Below are 17,255 nucleotides of genomic sequence, written 5' to 3' on the forward strand. Positions count from 1 at the left end.
CCATGCCTGAACTGTTCGATACCCTCATCCGCGGCGTCACCCTGCTCGACGGCTCCGGCGCCGAGGCGCGCGCAGCCGACGTGGCGCTGCGCGCAGGGCGCATCGCGCGCATTGCCATGCTGGAAGACGGCGGCGATGCCATCGACCCCGGCAGCGCCGCGCATGTGGTGCAAGGCGCCGGCCTGGTGCTCGCGCCAGGCTTTATCGACGTGCATACGCACGACGACACCAACGTGGTTCGCCAGCCCGAGATGACCCCCAAGCTATCGCAAGGCGTCACCACTGTGATCGTGGGCAACTGCGGCATCAGCGCGGCGCCCGTCACGCTGCGCGGCGAGCCGCCCGACCCGATGAACCTGCTGGGCACCGCCGACGCCTTCTGCTATCCGGACTTCGCCGCCTATGCCGCGGCCGTGCAGGCTGCCCGCCCCGCGGTGAACGTAGCCGCGCTGGTCGGCCATACGGCGCTGCGCAGCAACCATATGGACCGGCTGGACCGCACCGCCACCCCGGCCGAGATCGCGGCGATGCGCGCACAGCTGCAAGAAGCGCTCGACCATGGCGCCATTGGCCTGTCCACCGGCCTGGCTTATGCCAACGCCTTTGCCGCCACCACGGACGAAGTGCTGGCGCTGGCCGAGCCGCTGGCGCACGCGGGCGCGCTCTATGCCACCCACCTGCGCAGCGAGTTCGCCGACATCCTTGAGGCGATGGATGAAGCCTTCCGCATCGGGCGCCATGCGCGCGTGCCGGTGGTGATCTCACATATGAAGTGTGCTGGCCTGGACAACTGGGGACGCAGCGGGGAAGTGCTGGATGCGCTGGAGCGCGCGCAACGCTGGCAGCCGGTGGGCTGCGATTGCTATCCCTACACCGCCAGCTCCTCCACGCTCGACCTGAAGCAGGTCACCAGCGATTTCGACATCATGGTGACCTGGTCCGAGCCGCACCCCGAGATGGGCGGGCGCCTGCTGGCCGATATCGCCGCCGAGTGGGAGCTAGGGCTCGAAGACGCCGCGCGCCGCCTGCAACCCGCCGGCGCGGTCTATCACTGCATGGAAGACGCGGACGTGGACCGCATCCTGAGCCATCCCGCCACGGTGGTGGGATCCGATGGCCTGCCCAACGATCCGCTGCCGCATCCGCGCCTGTGGGGCGCCTTTCCTCGCGTGCTGGGCCACTACGCCCGTGACCGCGAACTGTTCCCGCTGACGGTCGCGATCAACAAGATGACGGGCCTGTCGGCCGAGCGCTTCGGCCTGGCCGGGCGCGGCCTGGTGCGCGAAGGCTACTGGGCCGACCTGGTCCTGTTCGACGCCGCCACCATCCGCGACGCGGCCAGCTTCACCGATCCCATGCAGCCCGCCGAGGGCATCGCTTGCGTGTGGGTCAACGGCGAGCTGTCGTGGCAGCAGCGCAAGCCCACCGGCGCGCGGGCCGGCCGCTTCCTCGCGCGCACAAAGCCTGCCGGGGCCAGCGCGGCGCCGGCACAGTAACCACCTATTTCCCAATTTGCAATCTGCTTCAGGAGTCCCCATGGATATCAAACGATTTGGCGTCGAGGGCGGCGCCGGCACCGGCGGCCAGCACATGCCGTTTTCCCGTGCCGTGCAAGCCGACGGCTGGCTCTACGTGTCCGGCCAGGTGCCGATGGTGGCCGGCGAGGTGATCGACGGCGGCATCGTTGCGCAGACCCACCAGGCCATCAAGAACGTACTGGCCATCCTGGCCGAAGCCGGCTACGGCACCGAGCACATCGTGCGCTGCGGCGTGTGGCTGGACGATGCCCGCGACTTCGCGTCGTTCAACAAGATCTTCAAGGAATACTTCGGCGCCAACCCGCCCGCGCGCGCCTGCGTGCAATCGAGCATGGTGGTGGACTGCAAGGTCGAAGTGGACTGCATCGCCTACAAGAAGCCGGCTGCCTGATCCCGGGCCAGCCAGCCACGAAGACCTGAACCGGCCGCCGACAGCGCGGCCCTTTTCATAGCGGACGCGAGGGAGCCCCGCCGGAGTCCCGGCGGACCTCGCACAAAGGAGACAACATGGGCGCCGTAACCGGAACCACCCTTTTGCTTTACGCGTTGATCGCGGTGATCGCACTGGTCGTGCTGATCGCGAAATTCAAGCTCAATCCCTTTATCACCCTGGTAGTCGTCTCGGTACTGCTCGGCTTTGCCGTGGGCATGCCGATGGGCGACATCGTCAAATCGTTCGAGGCCGGCGTAGGTGGCACGCTCGGCCATATCGCGCTGGTGGTGGGTCTGGGCACCATGCTCGGCAAGATGATGGCGGAGTCCGGCGGCGCCGAGCGCATCGCGCGCACGCTGATCGACGCCTTCGGCGAGAAGAACGTGCACTGGGCCATGGTGACCATCGCCTTTATCGTCGGCCTGCCCGTGTTCTTCGAAGTGGGCTTCGTGCTGCTGGTGCCGATCGCCTTCAACGTGGCCAAGCGTACCGGCACCTCCATGGTGCTGGTGGGCATCCCGATGGTGGCCGGCCTTTCGGTGGTGCACGGCCTGATCCCCCCGCACCCCGCCGCGCTGCTGGCGGTGACTGCCTACAAGGCGGATATCGGCAAGACCATCCTGTACGCGCTGATCGTGGGCATTCCCACGGCGGCGATCGCTGGACCGCTGTTCGCCAAGCTGATGACGCGCTACGTGACGCTGCCGGATGTGAATCCGCTGGCCGCGCAGTTCACCGAGGAAGACGAACGCGTGCAGGCCTCGCATGAGCTGCCGGGCTTCGGCATCACGCTGTTCACCATCCTGCTGCCCGTGATCCTGATGCTGATCGGCAGCTGGGCCGACCTCATCACCACGCCCAAGAGCTTTGCCAACGACTTCCTCAAGCTGATCGGCAACTCGGTGATCGCGCTGCTGATCGCCGCGCTGGTGAGCTTCTACACCTTCGGCAAGCGCCGCGGCTTCACCCGGGAAAACATCCTGAAGTTCACCAACGAGTGCGTGGCGCCCACCGCCATCATCACGCTGGTGGTCGGCGCGGGCGGCGGCTTTGGCCGCGTGCTGCGCGACTCGGGCATCTCCAACGCCATCGTCGACGTAGCCACCGGCGCCCATGTGTCGGTGCTGCTGCTGGGCTGGCTGGTCGCCGTGCTGATCCGGATCGCCACCGGCTCCGCCACCGTGGCCATGACCACGGCTGCCGGCATCGTCGCGCCGATCGCCGCCAGCGTGCCGGGCACCCGGCCCGAGCTGCTGGTGCTGACCACCGGCGCCGGCTCGCTGATCCTGTCGCACGTAAACGACGGTGGCTTCTGGCTGGTCAAGGAGTACTTCAACATGACCGTGGCCCAGACCTTCAAGACCTGGTCGGTGTGCGAAACGCTCATCTCGGTGATCGCCCTGCTTCTGACCCTGGCGCTTGCCACGGTAGTCTGACCATCCGGGCAGGCTCAGACCGGGTGCCCGCACGGCGCCCGCCGAAAGGGAGGAGGCACATGCGGTGTCCCTCCCTTTTTTATGCTGCCGGCAATGTGCTATTGTGTGCACCGCAGCAAATCATCGGCGCCCTGCGTTTTTCCTGCCGCTGCCATAGACCGGGCATCACCCGTCGCGCTGACAAGGTGTCACAAATCTTTCATACTGGGAAGCAGGTCCGGGTTTCCCCCTAGCGCTAGAATCGAGCCCCAACCGGAGGAAAAGAGCCATGCCCAAGAAACTCAGGAAAACCGAGGACGCTGTCCCGGCCACCACGACCGCGCCGGGCCTGATCGCCCTGCTCGACCACATCGCCAATGCCACGGCGCAAGGCCAGCTCGATCCCGAGTTCGCCCGCAAGCTGGGCAAGCGCGTGCGCAAGGAAGCCGACGCGCTGATCGAAGACCAGGCGTACTCGAACGCCCACGGCACGCAGATCAGGGCCGCTCTTGCCACGCTGGAAGAAGCCGTATCGGATAGCGAAGGCGGGCTGCTGGGCAAAGCCGTCAAGCGCCTGCGCGATGCCGACAAGCGCGCCGCGGAATCCACCACCACCAAGTAGAACTGCCTCAGAAGCGCATCGTTGCCGAAAGCAGCAGCGTGCGCGGCTCGGCTTGCGCCAGCCCGCCGTAGGCGTCAACCGCCGCCCAGTCATGCTTGTCAAAGACATTGCGGACATTGAGGCGGAAGGTGGTTTGCTTGCGCGCCACGGTAGTCTGGTAGCGCGCACCGATGTCGACGCGGGTCCAGTGCGGGATACTTTGCGTATTGGCCTGGTCGACATATTGCCGTCCCGTGTAGGCCAGCGCACCGGCCAGCGTCAGGCCTGGCGCGAAGCCGGCATCCCATTCGGCGCCCAGGTTGGCTTGCAGCGTCGGCGCACCTACAGCCGCGTTGCCGGCCGACTCGGGGCTACTGCCGCGAACAATCCTGGCATCGAGCACGGTAGCGCTGGCCAGCAGCCGCACTCCGGCCACCACCTCACCAACTAGCCCGAACTCCAGCCCGCGATTGCGCTGCTCGCCGTCCGCCGCGAACAGCGTCCCGGACATCTGACCGCTTGCCTTCGATATCTGGAATGCGCTGACGGTCGCCATCATCCCGCCCTGCTCGACCTTCACGCCGAACTCAAGCTGCCTTGACTTGTAAGGCGCGAATACCTCGCCAGCATTGCTGGCGCTGCCGGGGGCAGTGTCGCCCTTGCTCAACCCTTCCGCGCGGTTGGCATACAGCGTGACGTGTTGCCAGGGCTTCACCACCAGACCGAGCATTGGCGTCCAGGCGCCCTGGTCGTAGTGCGAAGCGATGGCGCCGCCGGCGCTGAAATTGTCGGTCGTGACCTGCTGATGGCGCAGCCCCAGCGTCAGCTGCACGCGCTTGTCCAGCACCGACAGCGTATCGGCCAGGGCCGCGCCGGACAGCCGCGTCTGGGAGACCTTCGGCACGCCGGCGGGCGCCGCGATGTACTGCACCGGCAGCGACACGGGCTGGTAGAGGTTGGTCAGCGAGGTGGTCGTGGCGTTGTTGAAGCTGCGCTCCAGCTGGTCCCGATAGTCGCTCACGAGCATGCTCAGGTGATGGCTCACCGCCCCGGTGTCGAAGCGGGCGCGCAGGCCCGTGTCCGCGGTGGTGCGGGCTACGTTGAACCGGTAGTTCGAGTCCAGCACGGCAATATCGCCGGCCTCGTTGATGATGGTGGGCGTGATGGCAAAGAGCCTGGCCACCCGGGTACGGCCGCCGCCGCCGGCAATGAACCAGGTGAGCTTGTCGCCGATGTCATACTCCGCCCGCACCAGCAGGGACTGGTCGCGGATGCTGGAGTGTTCCCAGGGTTGCGAGACATTGCGCCGCCCGTTGGGCGCATCGGGTACGTTGATGCCGGACGCGATATGCAAGAGGCGCGATGGCGCTGCGATCCTCTCCTGCTGGCCAATGAAATCCAGCGTCGCGCGCAGGCGCTCGCCCTGGTAGTCCAGTGCCAGCGCGCCGGCACCGGCGCGGCGCGACTGGTTGTCCAGGTTGGTGTCGCCCGACCGATAGTTGCCATTGAAGCGAATGCCGAACTGCCGCTGCGCGCCAAACCGCCGGCTTACGTCAAGGTTGCCGCCCAGCTGCGATGACGCGGCATAGTCGGCCGTGACCTGGGTCAGGTCGGGACCGGTCGCCCGCTTGGGCACGATATTGATGCCACCGCCGACACTGCCGCTGGGCGCCATGCCGATCAGCATGGCGGTCGGGCCCTTGATCAGTTCGACCCGTTCGATGTAGCCGGTCGATACCCGATAGTTGGAGGCCACGCCGTACATGCCGTCGAAGGCGATCTCGCCGAAGTTGCCATTGCCAACGGGAAAGCCGCGGATCGTGAAGGCGTCCAGGATGCCGCCAGGCTGGCTGACATAGCGCACGGACGAATCAACGGCCACCATATCGCCCACCGTGCGCGCCTGCTGGTCCTCGATCGCCTTTGCGGTGTAGCTGGTGATGCTGAACGGCGCGTCCATGATGTCGATATTGCCCAGCAGCCCAAGCCTCGCGCCGCGCGCGACCTGCTCGCCGGCGAGAGCCGGGGGCAGCTCGCTCGCAGCCGCTGCCGCCCCGAAGATCGTGACCGTGGGCAGCAACGGCGCGGCCTGGGCGCCGGAGACCGCCTGTGCCTTGCGCAATGCGTACCCGCCTCCCGGCACTTCCACCGCTTCCAGGCCGCTGCCCGCCAACAGCGCCCTCAACCCGTCCGGCACGGTATAGAGGCCATTCAGTCCCGGGCTTTGGGCGCTGCCGAGCAGTGCAGCATCATAGGAAAGATCGATGCCGCCGACACTGGCAAAGCGATTGAGGACCGCGTAAAGCGGGCCGGGCGCGATGACGAACATCCGCGCCTGGCCCGTGCTCGCCATCAGGCTTACCACCGGGCTTACCACCGGGCTTACCACCGGGCTCGCCTGCGCGAGCACCGCATCCGGCGCAATGCCCAAACCCAGGGCCAGACAAGCGAAGGCGCTGCAAAGCGCGAGGCGTCGTGCGGCCAATGCTTAGAAATCCACGCTCATGGAAGCCATGAAGGTCCGCGGCGCGCCGAGCGAGATCGTGCCGTAGGATGCCACCCCGGACCAGTACTTCCGGTTGAACGCATTGAACAAACCGGCCCGGAACGTCGTGGACTTGCCGTACATCGATGTCTTGTAGCGCGCGCCGAGATCGACGGTTGTCCACGACGGCACCTGCTGCGTGTTCGCCTGGTTGACGTACTCGCTGCCCGTGTAGTTGACCGCGCTGGTCAGCGTCAGGCCCGGAACCCACGGCAGGTCCCACTCGCCGCCGAGGTTGGCCATGACGGTAGGCACGCCCACGGGGCGGTTGCCAAGTGTGGCTGCGCTGTTGGTCTTGGTCAGCTCGCCGTCAAGCAAGGTCAGCCCGCCGAGCAGGCGCACGCCCTTGTAGGGCTGCCCCGATACGGTCAGCTCCAGCCCCTGGTTGCGTTGCTCGCTGTCGATGGCATAGACCGTCCCGTACAACTGGCCGCTGGGCTTGGTCATGCGGAACGCGGCGAGCGTCGCCATCACCTTGCCCGAGTCGAGCTTGATGCCCACCTCCTGCTGCTTGGTCTTGTACGGCGCAAAGACCTGCCCCGCATTCGACGCGGTCGCCGGCGCGATGTCTCCCTTGCTCAGCCCTTCCACGTAGTTGGCATAGAGCGAGATGTTGCGCCAGGGCTTGAAGACGATGCCGGCCAGCGGCGTGATGGCGCTTTCGTCGTACGAAGCTGTCTTCGCGCCGGTGGCAGCATAGTTGCTCGACTTGACCTGCTGGTAGCGCAGGCCAAGGGTGAACTGCAGGCGGTCGTCCAGCACGCTCAAGGTATCGGCCAGCGACAGGCCCGACAGCGTGGAGTCGGACACCTTCGGCACGCTTTGCGGGGCGGCAATGTTCTGCGCCGGGCGGTCGGCCGGGGCGTAAATATTGGATGTGACAGGCGTGCCGGACACGTTGGCGCTGGCGAAACGGTCCATATACAGGTTGGCCTGCAGCGCCAGCGCGTGCTTGACCGGCCCGGTCTCGAACTTGCTCCTGACACCGGTATCGAAGCTCGAGCGGTTGACCTGGAACTTCCAGTTCTGCACGGCCGACGAAGTCGCGCCGGCCGAATTCAGGATGGTTGGCGTCTGGTCGGACAAGCGCGCCACGTCCGAGCGGGTACCGCCGGCATCGGCAAACACCGTCACGTTGTCGGTGAGGTCGTATTCCGCGTGCAGCAGCGTCGACACATCGTTGGACTTCCACCAGCCCCAGGGCTGGCTGACATTGCGCCTGCCGTCCGGCGCCGACGGCACCTGCACGCCGGCTGTGATCAGGAAGGGACGCGTGGGAGCATCGACCCACTGGTATTGCTCGATCAGGTCGAGCGAGGCCCGCAGGCGCTCGCCGCGGTAGTCGAGCGACAGTGCCGCCACCTCGGCGCGTGACTTCTGGTTGTCGAGCGCCGTCGGTCCCTGCCGGTGCAGGCCGTTGAAGCGAATGCCCCACTCTCGGTCTTCGCCGAAACGGCGGCTCAGGTCCACCGCGCCGCCCACCTGCGCGTCGGACGCATAGTCGAGCGTGAAACGCGTCAGGTCCGTCGCCAGCGCGCGCTTGGGCACGACATTGACCACGCCGCCGACACCGCTGTTCGGCGACATGCCGTACAGCAAGGCGGCCGGCCCCTTCAGCACTTCGACCCGCTCCAGGTACTCGGTAAACAGATGGTAGTTCGGCGACACGCCGTACACGCCGTCGAATGCGATCTCGGACAGGTTGCCCTCATTGATCGGGAAGCCGCGAATATAGAAAGAGTCGGTCACGCCGCCAACCTGGCCCGTGAAGCGCGTGGACGGATCGCTGTTCAGTACTTCGGCCAGCGTGGTGGCCTGTTGGTCCTCCAGGCGCTGCGCGGTGTAGTTGGTGACGGCGAACGGCGTGTCCATGACGCTCTTGTTGCCCAGCAGCCCCAGGCGGCCACCGCGCGCCACCTGGCCGCCCGCGTAGGGTTGCGCAAGCTCACCCGGCGTCTCGGCGCCGGCGGTGACGGTTACCGCCGGCAGGGTCGGCGCGGCGTCCGCGGGGCCTGCCTGCGATTGTGCCCTCACGGCAAACGGCGCCACTGTTGCGCCCATGGCAAGGCAGACCATAGCGTGGTGCACGGCGAGCGCAAACGGCTTGGGTCGGGGTGGGCGCGCAGCGGCGATGACAGTGGCATAACGAGTTGCAGACATGATTCCTTTCTCCGGCAGCGTTTGTTTAATTTGAGTTCCTACGCTGTAGGCCGGTCGAGAATCGAAATCCCCTCAATCTTCCTGACATATTTTTTCGGACACGCCTGGCATGGAGTCAATGCCCTCCCGCCGGGCCAACCGAAACCCAGAAGCGCGTGCGATAGACCACGGTGATCGGCTGCGCCTGCATCAGGAAGCGCAGCACCCGATCGGTGTCGCGCACGTGATACGCGCCCGAGATACGCAAATCGGCCACGCGCGGATCGCAGGCGATGTGGCCGGTGCGGTAGCGCGACAGCTCGGCCAGCACGTCCGCCAGCCGCATGTCCTTGCCCGCGATGACGCCATCGGCCCAGCCGTCCGCCTCGAACGGCTGCGGCGGCGCCGGCATGCTGCCGGCCTTGGCGAGCCGCCAGGTCGTCCCCGCACGCGCTACGTCGGTCGCCCCGCCCGCAGCCGGGTGCAGTTCCACGGCGCCCTCCTGCACGGTAACGCGGGCGCGTTCGTCCTCGATGCGCACCACAAAGCGCGTGCCCAACGCACGCAGGCTGCCGAACGGCGTCTGTACCCAGAACGGCCGCACCGCTGCGCTGCTGGCCGCGAAGCCATCATCATGTCCCGTGGTCACCAGGATCTCCCCGCGCCGCAGCGTGACCAAACGGCGCTCAGTGCCCAGCGCGGTACTGATGGCGGTATCGGTGTTGAGCACGATGGTGCTGCCATCGGCCAGGCGCAGGGTGCGCTGCTCGCCGGTGGCCGTGCTCGCGTCGGCGACCAGGCGCTGCCATGGCGCCAGTTCGCGCACGCTTGCCGCCGTGGCCACCGAGATGCCGGCCAATGCCAGCACCTTGAGCACCTGCCTGCGCTTTAGCCCGCCCACGCCACGCCGGGCGTCGGCAGCTTGCAGGGTACGCAGCGCCAGTGCCGGCGGCATGCCGGAGAAATCGGTGCGCAGTGCCTGCACGCGTTGCCAGGCAACCGCGTGCAGCGGGTTGGCGTCGTGCCATTGGGCGAATGCCTTGCGCGTGCTGGCGCTGGCCTCGCCGAAGTCGAGCTTGACCATCCAATGGATGGCCTGGTCGACGATGCGCGCGGGGATCGGGGGTTGCGGCCCGGCCGTAGCCGTCGGCTCGCCTGGCCTGGCTGGATCACGCACGGGCATCAGCCACCGAAACGCAAGCTGTAGCAATGGCGCAGCGCCGCCGCGACATAGCGCTCGGCGGTAGCCAGCGACACGCCGAGGCGCTCCGCGATCTGCCGGCAGGTCAGCCCTTCGAGCTGGGCCCACAGGAATGCTTTGCGCACCTGCGGCTTCAGCGCATCCAGGATGCGGTCGATGGCGATGAGGGTTTCCAGGAAAAGCAGCCGGCTCTCGGGCGACGGCGCCTGCGGCGCGGGCAGTTGCGCCAGCGTCTCCAGCCAGGCCAGCTCCAGCTCCCGGCGGCGCCAGTGCTCGATGACAAGGCCGCGCGCGATCGTGCTCAGGTAGGTGCGCGGTTCCCTGATATCGCACGGCTCGCGATGAAGCAAGCGGAGAAACACATCCTGTGCCAGGTCGGCGGCGTCAAACGCGTTGCCAAGCTGACGCCGCAGCCAGCCCTGCAGCCAGCGATGGTGATCGCTGTAGAGGGCATGGACATGCTGCTGTGACTGCTGTAACGCGGATTCTGCGGCGGCCATCGCTTCCCTTGCGTAGTGAAGTGTCTGGCACGGCCAAACTTAAATGAGAATGGTTCGCATTGTATGGCACGGAAAATGATTAGTGCAACCAACGGCACAGCCAGACGCACATATTGCAACGCAGCATCTGACGTAGAATCGACGCGATAGCCCGGCAAAGCCATCTAGTCCCGACATACCCGCCATTCTTTGATGCTTAACGTGTTTTTATCTGCTCACGCCAGCCTGCAGGTGCTACTACCCGACGCCAGTTGACCTGCCCATGGACCTGCTTTTTTCCTTAGACCCGTTGCGCCGGCTGGTCACCACTTCGCTGCTGGTGGCCGCCTCGGTGCCCAGCCCGCAGACACAGACCGCCCCCGAAGCATTCCCACAGCGGACCGTGCACCTCGTGGTCCCTTTCACGGCGGGCGGCACCACCGACATCATTGCCCGTGTCATTGCCGATAAGCTGCGCACCCGACTGGGCCAGCCCGTGGTAGTCGACAACCGGCCGGGTGCCTCCACGATGATCGCGGCGGAGCTGGTCGCCAAGGCGCCCGCCGACGGATACACGCTGCTACTCGCCAGTTCCACCACGTTCAGCATGCTCCCCGCGCTGCGCACCAGCCTGCCCATCCCGGCGGAAGGCGCCTGGGCGCCGATCGGCATCATCGCGCAGGCGCCGGTCATGCTCACCACCCGATCGGACTCCGGCATCAAGTCGTTCGCGGACATGCTGGCGCGTGCAAGCGCCCAACCGGGCACCGTCACCTACGGCACCACCGGCCCGGGCACCGCGCAGTACATTGTGGGCGCCATGATCGAGGCCGACCTGCATGCGGACATCACGCCCGTGTCATATCGCGGCAGCACGCAGATCCTCGCCGACGTCATTGGCGGGCAGATCGACCTGAGCCTCGACCCCATCGCCGTTGCCCAGCCTTACCTCGAGTCTGGCAAGTTGCGCCCGCTGGCGATCAGTGCCGGGGCGCGCTCCCCGCAGTATCCGGGCGTGCCAACCTTTGCCGAACTCGGCATCGCCATGCCCGGCAATGCATTCTGGTTCGGCATTGCCGCGCCGCGCGCCACGCCGCAAGCGGTGGTGGAGCGGCTGGAAAAGGAATTGCAGGGGGTGCTTCTGGACCCTTCCGTGGAGGCAGTCTTCCAGCGGCAGTCGATCTGGGTCATGCGCGGCAACGCGGAGGATTTCCGCCGGCGCGTGCAGGGCGAGATAACGCAATATCGTCGACTCGCAAAGGACGGCAGGGTGAAGCTCGAATAGCAGAAGCCCCGGGTACCTGTTACCAGGTATCCGGGGCTCCCATGGCGGCTCGCCTTGCCCAACGCGTGGCTGCCGCCGGCGGCCGCCCTGCGTGACAGGGCGGCCAGGCTTGCATCGATTACGCCTTGACGGCTGCCAGCGCGGCGTTCAGCGTCTTGCTGGGGCGCATCACGATGTCCAGCTTGGCAAAGTCGGGCTTGTAGTAGCCGCCGATATCGGCTTCCTTGCCTTGCACGGCCGACAGCTCGCCAACGATGACCTGCTCGTTGTCGGTCAGTTGCTTGGCCAGCGGCGCGAACTGCGCTGCCAGGGCAGCATCGTCGGTCTGTGCCGCCAGTTCCTGGGCCCAGTACATGGCCAGGTAGAACTGGCTGCCGCGGTTGTCCAGCTGGCCGGTCTTGGGCGACGGGTTCTTGTTGTTGTCCAGCAGCTTGCCAGTGGCGGCGTCCAGCGTCTTGGCCAGGATCTTGGCCTTTTCGTTGCTGGTCTTGATGCCGAGTTCTTCCAGCGACACCGCCAGCGCCAGGAATTCACCCAGCGAATCCCAGCGCAGGTGGTTTTCTTCCACCAGTTGCTTGACGTGCTTAGGCGCCGAGCCGCCCGCGCCGGTTTCATACATGCCGCCGCCGGCCATCAGCGGGACGATGGAGAGCATCTTGGCGCTGGTGCCCAGTTCCATGATCGGGAACAGGTCGGTCAGGTAGTCGCGCAGGATGTTGCCGGTCACCGAGATGGTGTCCAGGCCGCGGATGACGCGTTCCAGCGTGTAACGCATGGCGCGCACTTGCGACATGATCTGGATGTCCAGGCCGGTGGTGTCGTGATCCTTCAGGTAGGTCTCGACCTTCTTGATCATCTCGGCTTCGTGCGGGCGGTACGGGTCCAGCCAGAAAATGGCCGGCATGCCGGAGTTGCGCGCGCGCGTGACGGCCAGCTTGACCCAGTCGCGGATCGGTGCGTCCTTGACCTGGCACATGCGCCAGATGTCGCCCTCTTCCACGTTCTGCACCAGCAGCACTTCGCCGGTGGCGATGTCAACGATGCGGGCTTCGCCGGCCTCGGGCACTTCAAAGGTCTTGTCGTGCGAGCCGTACTCCTCGGCTTGCTGCGCCATCAGGCCGACGTTGGGCACGGTGCCCATGGTGACCGGGTCGAAGTTGCCGTTGGTCTTGCAGAAGTTGATGATTTCCTGGTAGATGCGGGCAAACGTGCTCTCCGGGATCACGGCCTTGGTGTCCTTCGGACGGCCATCGGCGCCCCACATCTTGCCGCCAATGCGGATCATGGCCGGCATCGAGGCGTCCACGATCACGTCGTTGGGCGCGTGCAGGTTGGAGATGCCCTTGGCCGAATCCACCATCGCCAGCTCGGGACGGTGTTCGTGGCAAGCGTGCATGTCGCGGATGATTTCTTCGCGCTTGGAGCTCGGCAGGCTTTCCAGCTTGTCGTACAGGTTGACCAGGCCGTTGTTGACGTTCACGCCCAGTTCGTCGAACAGCTTGCTGTGCTTCTCGAAGGCTTCCTTGTAGAAAATCTTCACGGCGTGGCCGAACACGATGGGGTGCGAGACCTTCATCATGGTGGCCTTCACGTGCAGCGACAGCATCACGCCGGTCTTGCGCGCGTCTTCCATCTGTTCTTCGTAGAAGTCGCACAGCGCCTTCTTGCTCATGAACATGCTGTCGATGATCTCGCCGTCCAGCAGCGACACCTTCGGCTTGAGCACGATGGTCTTGCCGCTCTTGGTGACCAGCTCCATCTTGACATCGCGGGCGCGGTCCAGGGTCATGGACTTTTCGCCATGATAGAAGTCGCCGTGCTTCATGTGCGCCACGTGCGTGCGCGAAGCCATGCTCCACTCACCCATGCTGTGCGGGTTCTTGCGTGCGTAGTTCTTGACGGCAGCCGGCGCGCGGCGGTCCGAGTTGCCTTCGCGCAGGACCGGGTTCACGGCGCTGCCCAGGCACTTCGAATAGCGTTGGCGGATGGCCTTCTCGGCATCGGTCTTCGGGTCTTCCGGGAAATCGGGAACCTTGTAGCCCTTGGCCTGCAGTTCCTTGATCGCGCTGACCAGCTGGTGCACGGAGGCGCTGATGTTGGGCAGCTTGATGATGTTGGTGTCCGGCTGCAGGGTCAGTCGGCCCAGTTCGGCCAGGTTGTCGGGCACGCGTTGTGCCTCGGTCAGGAATTCGGGGAATTCGCCCAGGATACGGCCCGCCACCGAGATGTCGCTGGTCGTCACGTTGATGCCGGCCGGGGCGGTGAAGGTGCGGATGATGGGCAAAAAGGCACTGGTCGCCAGCAGCGGAGCTTCGTCGGTCAGCGTGTAGATGATGGTGGGTTGCTGGGTACTCATTGCTTATCTCAGGATCAAGAAATAGGTTGGAGAACGCCACCGGCTGGGTCACAGCCCGGCAGGAATGCCCGAATTTTGCCTGAATTTTCTCCAGGGGGGTCTGAACCGCACGGGGTTTTTGCTTCGCAATCGCAAAACGCAAGTTCTGCGTGGGGGCAAGGCTAGCGCTGCGTGGCGCGTGCAGGGGCGGACAGCGCGCCGGCATTTGCCCCCACGCCGCGCACATCTGGCGGGCCAACGGGCTTAACTGCGCTTAAAGCCAGCTAACATGCACAAAACCGCTGCGCTAGTCCCAAAAACTGCGGAATGCGGCGGCAGCGATCACGGGGACCGTCAGCACCAGCGGAATGGCAAAGTACGGAACTTCGAGATCTACGCGCCACTTGTAGATAAGCCAGGCGATGCCGGCCGCGAGCGTAACCAGGCCCACGAGCGCCGCGAGAACGTTCAGTACCCTGTCGGACGGGCGCCTGCGCGTCCGTTCTTTGGTGGAAAGCGCTTTCATCCCAGCTCCAATGCAGATCGTGACGGGCATTTGTTCTATTTTGCTCTATTAAAGGCTACTCCGGCGCCCTGCGTAAGGGCGAGTCATGGCGGGCAGCATGGTGAGAGTCTTGGCGCTTTGTGGGCCGCATTGGCCGGATCATGGGCGCCTTAGGGCAAAATACCGCCTTGAGCGGCCCGGCCGGGCCCGAAGAACAAGATGCTGACGGGCGAGCCCGCCACTGCGCGCACCACGCCGTTGCCTGCCGGCAAGCGCCTGCGCTACGGCAGGGCGGGCCCAGTACAGCATCGCCAGGGGACAGCTCGTCCTTCAACAGAGCACATCTGGAGCCATTGATGACCGACTCGAACATGTCTTTCCTAGGCAGGATTTCCCTTGCCGTGGGCACGTTTTTCAACATCCTGGGCGACCGCGAGCTTGCCGCGGGCGTGCGGCGCCTGCGTGACGGCACGGGGCCTGGCGCAAGTCCAGCGCCCGCTGCACCCGTTCCTGCCCCCATGGCCGCGGCACCGGCCCCGAGCGCGCTGAAAGAAGCGAGCCCCGAGGCCGCGCTCCAGCTGCTGGGCCTGCTCCAGCGCGACGCGCGCTTCATCGATTTTGTCGAGGAAGACATCGCCGGCTATTCCGACACGGAAATCGGTGCCGCCGCCCGGCTGGTGCATGACGGTTGCCGCGCCGTGCTGCGCGAGCATTTCACCATCCGGCCGGTGCGCGAGGAAGCCGAGGGCAGCCGCGTAACGGTGCCCGACGGGTTCGATGCCACCGCCATCCGGCTGACCGGCAACGTGGTCGGCAGCGCGCCGTTCAACGGCAGCATCAGCCACCGTGGCTGGCGCGTGGCGGAAGTCCGCCTGCCCCGGCTGGCCGAGCGCCATGACGCCACCGTGATCGCCCCGGCCGAGGTCGAGCTATGAGCGACCCCCGCTACTCGATCGGCATCGACCTGGGCACGACGCATTGCGCCCTCTCCTACGTCGACCTCACCGCCAGTGACGGCGAGAAGACCACCCAGGGCGTCCTGCCCATCACACAGCTCACCGCACCAGGCGCGATCGAAGATTGCGACCTGCTGCCGTCGTTCTTGTACCTGCCGCATCCGAGCGAGCTGGCTCCGGGCGACCTGGCCTTGCCGTGGAACGCCGCGCGGGACTTCGCCGTGGGCGAGCTGGCGCGCAGCCGTGGCGCGGCCACGCCGATCCGGCTGGTATCGAGCGCGAAGAGCTGGCTTTGCCACCCCGGGGTAGACCGCCGCGCGGCGATCCTGCCGAACGACGCGCCGGCGGAAGTGCCGCGCGTGTCGCCGCTCGAGACTTCCGTGCGCTATCTCTCGCACCTGCGCGAAGCGTGGGACCACGCGCATCCCGACGCCCCGTTCGGTGAGCAGGACATCACCGTCACCATTCCCGCGTCGTTCGATCCGGCCGCGCGGGAACTGACGGCAGAAGCCGCCGAATCCGCGGGCTATGCCCGCATGACCCTGCTGGAGGAGCCTCAGGCCGCGCTCTATAGCTGGATTCAGAAGAGCGGCGGCCAGTGGCGCAAAGAGGTCAAGGTGGGCGACATCATCCTGGTCGTCGACGTGGGTGGTGGCACCACCGATCTTTCGCTGATCGCCGTGATCGAGCGCGAGGGCAACCTGGAGCTGCACCGCGTCGCCGTCGGCGAGCACATCCTGCTGGGCGGCGACAACATGGACCTGGCGCTGGCCCACGTGGTGGCGCGCAAGCTCGCGGCCCAAGGCACGCAGGCCGACCCGTGGCAACTTCGCGCGCTCACCTATGCCTGCCGCAGCGCCAAGGAAACCCTGCTCAGCGACCCAACCACGGACGCGGTGCCGCTGGTCGTGCCGAGCCGCGGCTCCAAGCTCATCGGCGGCTCGATCCGCACGGAGCTGACCCGCGCCGAGCTCACCCAGATCATCCTGGAAGGCTTTTTCCCGCAGGTGGATGGCTCTGCCCGCCCGGTCAGCCGGGCACGCGCCGGGCTGACGCAACTGGGCCTGCCGTACGCGCAGGACCCGGCCATCACACGACATCTGGCGGCGTTCCTGGGCCGCCAGGTGGCAGCGCTGGCCGAGATGGAAGGCCTGGCAGGCAAGGCGGCGCCGGGCGCGACCTTCCTGCATCCCACGGCGGTGCTGTTCAACGGCGGCGTGTTCAAGTCCGCCCTGCTGGTCGAGCGCATCCTGCAGACGCTCAACGGCTGGCTCGCCGCGGAAGGCGCGGCCCCCGCGCGCCTGCTGGGGGGCGCCGACCTGGACCTGGCTGTCGCGCGTGGCGCCGCCTACTACGGCTACGTGCGCCGCGGCAAGGGCGTGCGCATTCGCGGCGGCACCGCGCGGGCCTACTACATTGCGGTGGAATCGGCGATGCCCGCCATCCCGGGCTTCGAGCCGCCCATCCAGGCGCTGTGCGTGGCGCCCTTCGGCATGGAGGAAGGCACCGAGGCGCCGTTGCCGGAGCAGGAATTCGGGCTCGTGGTCGGCGAACCCGTGCACTTCCGCTTCTTCGGCTCGTCGGTGCGCCGCCAGGACCAGGTAGGCACCCTGCTCGACTTCTGGGGGCCCGAAGACCTGCAAGAGCTCGATGAAATCCAGGCCACGCTGCCGCCCGAAGGCCGCACGCCTGGCGAAGTCGTGCCGGTGAAGCTGCATGCCCGCATCACGGAGGCCGGCACGCTGGAGCTGGAAGCCGTGCCCCGTGGCACAGGCGAGCGCTGGAAGGTCGAGTTCGACGTGCGCGGCAACGCGAATGCCTGA

General features: G+C 66.4%; 13 protein-coding genes. 7 read left to right on the forward strand and 6 right to left on the reverse strand.

Annotated features, from left to right (window positions below):
• The first annotated feature begins 2 nt into the window (after positions 1–2).
• The 4 genes from AC1Q7Q_RS03935 (at position 3) to AC1Q7Q_RS03950 (ending at position 4,008) form a co-directional block, all read left to right on the forward strand.
• Positions 3–1,496, forward strand: a complete 1,494-nt coding sequence (locus tag AC1Q7Q_RS03935) for an N-acyl-D-amino-acid deacylase family protein (RefSeq protein ID WP_492370844.1) — start codon at positions 3–5, stop codon at positions 1,494–1,496.
• Positions 1,497–1,536: 40 nt separating this feature from the next.
• Positions 1,537–1,929, forward strand: a complete 393-nt coding sequence (locus AC1Q7Q_RS03940) for a RidA family protein (protein WP_006163400.1) — start codon at positions 1,537–1,539, stop codon at positions 1,927–1,929.
• 116 nt (positions 1,930–2,045) lie between these two features.
• On the forward strand, positions 2,046–3,407 hold the full coding sequence (locus AC1Q7Q_RS03945; RefSeq protein ID WP_174423583.1) for a GntP family permease: 1,362 nt from the start codon (positions 2,046–2,048) through the stop codon (positions 3,405–3,407).
• A 268-nt stretch (positions 3,408–3,675) separates the two neighbouring features.
• Positions 3,676–4,008: a hypothetical protein gene (locus AC1Q7Q_RS03950; RefSeq protein ID WP_416052496.1), complete on the forward strand. Its 333-nt coding sequence runs from the start codon at positions 3,676–3,678 to the stop codon at positions 4,006–4,008.
• Between the two features lie 7 nt (positions 4,009–4,015).
• On the opposite strand, the gene AC1Q7Q_RS03955 is transcribed toward AC1Q7Q_RS03950, so the two are convergent.
• From AC1Q7Q_RS03955 to AC1Q7Q_RS03970, 4 genes are all read right to left on the reverse strand, one after another.
• Positions 4,016–6,472: a TonB-dependent siderophore receptor gene (locus AC1Q7Q_RS03955; RefSeq protein WP_492370845.1), complete on the reverse strand. Its 2,457-nt coding sequence runs from the start codon at positions 6,470–6,472 to the stop codon at positions 4,016–4,018.
• A 3-nt stretch (positions 6,473–6,475) separates the two neighbouring features.
• On the reverse strand, positions 6,476–8,692 hold the full coding sequence (locus AC1Q7Q_RS03960) for a TonB-dependent receptor (protein ID WP_492370846.1): 2,217 nt from the start codon (positions 8,690–8,692) through the stop codon (positions 6,476–6,478).
• Positions 8,693–8,807: 115 nt separating this feature from the next.
• The gene (locus AC1Q7Q_RS03965) at positions 8,808–9,854 is read right to left on the reverse strand and encodes a FecR domain-containing protein (protein ID WP_492370847.1); all 1,047 of its coding nucleotides are present in this window, start codon (positions 9,852–9,854) and stop codon (positions 8,808–8,810) included.
• Positions 9,854–10,372: a sigma-70 family RNA polymerase sigma factor gene (locus AC1Q7Q_RS03970; RefSeq protein ID WP_492370848.1), complete on the reverse strand. Its 519-nt coding sequence runs from the start codon at positions 10,370–10,372 to the stop codon at positions 9,854–9,856. Before AC1Q7Q_RS03970 ends, AC1Q7Q_RS03965 begins: the two co-directional genes overlap by 1 nt.
• Before the next feature lie 262 nt (positions 10,373–10,634).
• Between AC1Q7Q_RS03970 and AC1Q7Q_RS03975 the strand changes: the two genes are divergently transcribed.
• Complete coding sequence (locus AC1Q7Q_RS03975) at positions 10,635–11,636, forward strand: Bug family tripartite tricarboxylate transporter substrate binding protein (RefSeq protein ID WP_492370849.1); 1,002 nt, start codon at positions 10,635–10,637, stop codon at positions 11,634–11,636.
• 118 nt (positions 11,637–11,754) lie between these two features.
• Here the strand turns inward: AC1Q7Q_RS03975 and AC1Q7Q_RS03980 are convergent, their stop codons facing one another.
• Both AC1Q7Q_RS03980 and AC1Q7Q_RS03985 read right to left on the reverse strand, forming a co-directional pair.
• Positions 11,755–13,992 carry an NADP-dependent isocitrate dehydrogenase gene (locus tag AC1Q7Q_RS03980; protein WP_477132391.1) on the reverse strand — a complete coding sequence of 746 codons (2,238 nt, stop codon included), beginning with the start codon at positions 13,990–13,992 and terminating at the stop codon, positions 11,755–11,757.
• Between the two features lie 286 nt (positions 13,993–14,278).
• Positions 14,279–14,497, reverse strand: a complete 219-nt coding sequence (locus tag AC1Q7Q_RS03985; RefSeq protein ID WP_492370850.1) for a hypothetical protein — start codon at positions 14,495–14,497, stop codon at positions 14,279–14,281.
• A 335-nt stretch (positions 14,498–14,832) separates the two neighbouring features.
• On the opposite strand from AC1Q7Q_RS03985, the gene AC1Q7Q_RS03990 reads away from it, so the two are divergent.
• A complete protein-coding gene (locus AC1Q7Q_RS03990; protein ID WP_492370851.1) occupies positions 14,833–15,411 on the forward strand; it encodes a DUF2760 domain-containing protein in 579 nt (192 codons plus the stop codon).
• Complete coding sequence (locus AC1Q7Q_RS03995; RefSeq protein WP_492370852.1) at positions 15,408–17,255, forward strand: Hsp70 family protein; 1,848 nt, start codon at positions 15,408–15,410, stop codon at positions 17,253–17,255. The genes AC1Q7Q_RS03990 and AC1Q7Q_RS03995 overlap by 4 nt, the downstream gene beginning before the upstream one ends.

This window comes from Cupriavidus sp. GW823-FHT07A04 (genome assembly GCF_058794615.1).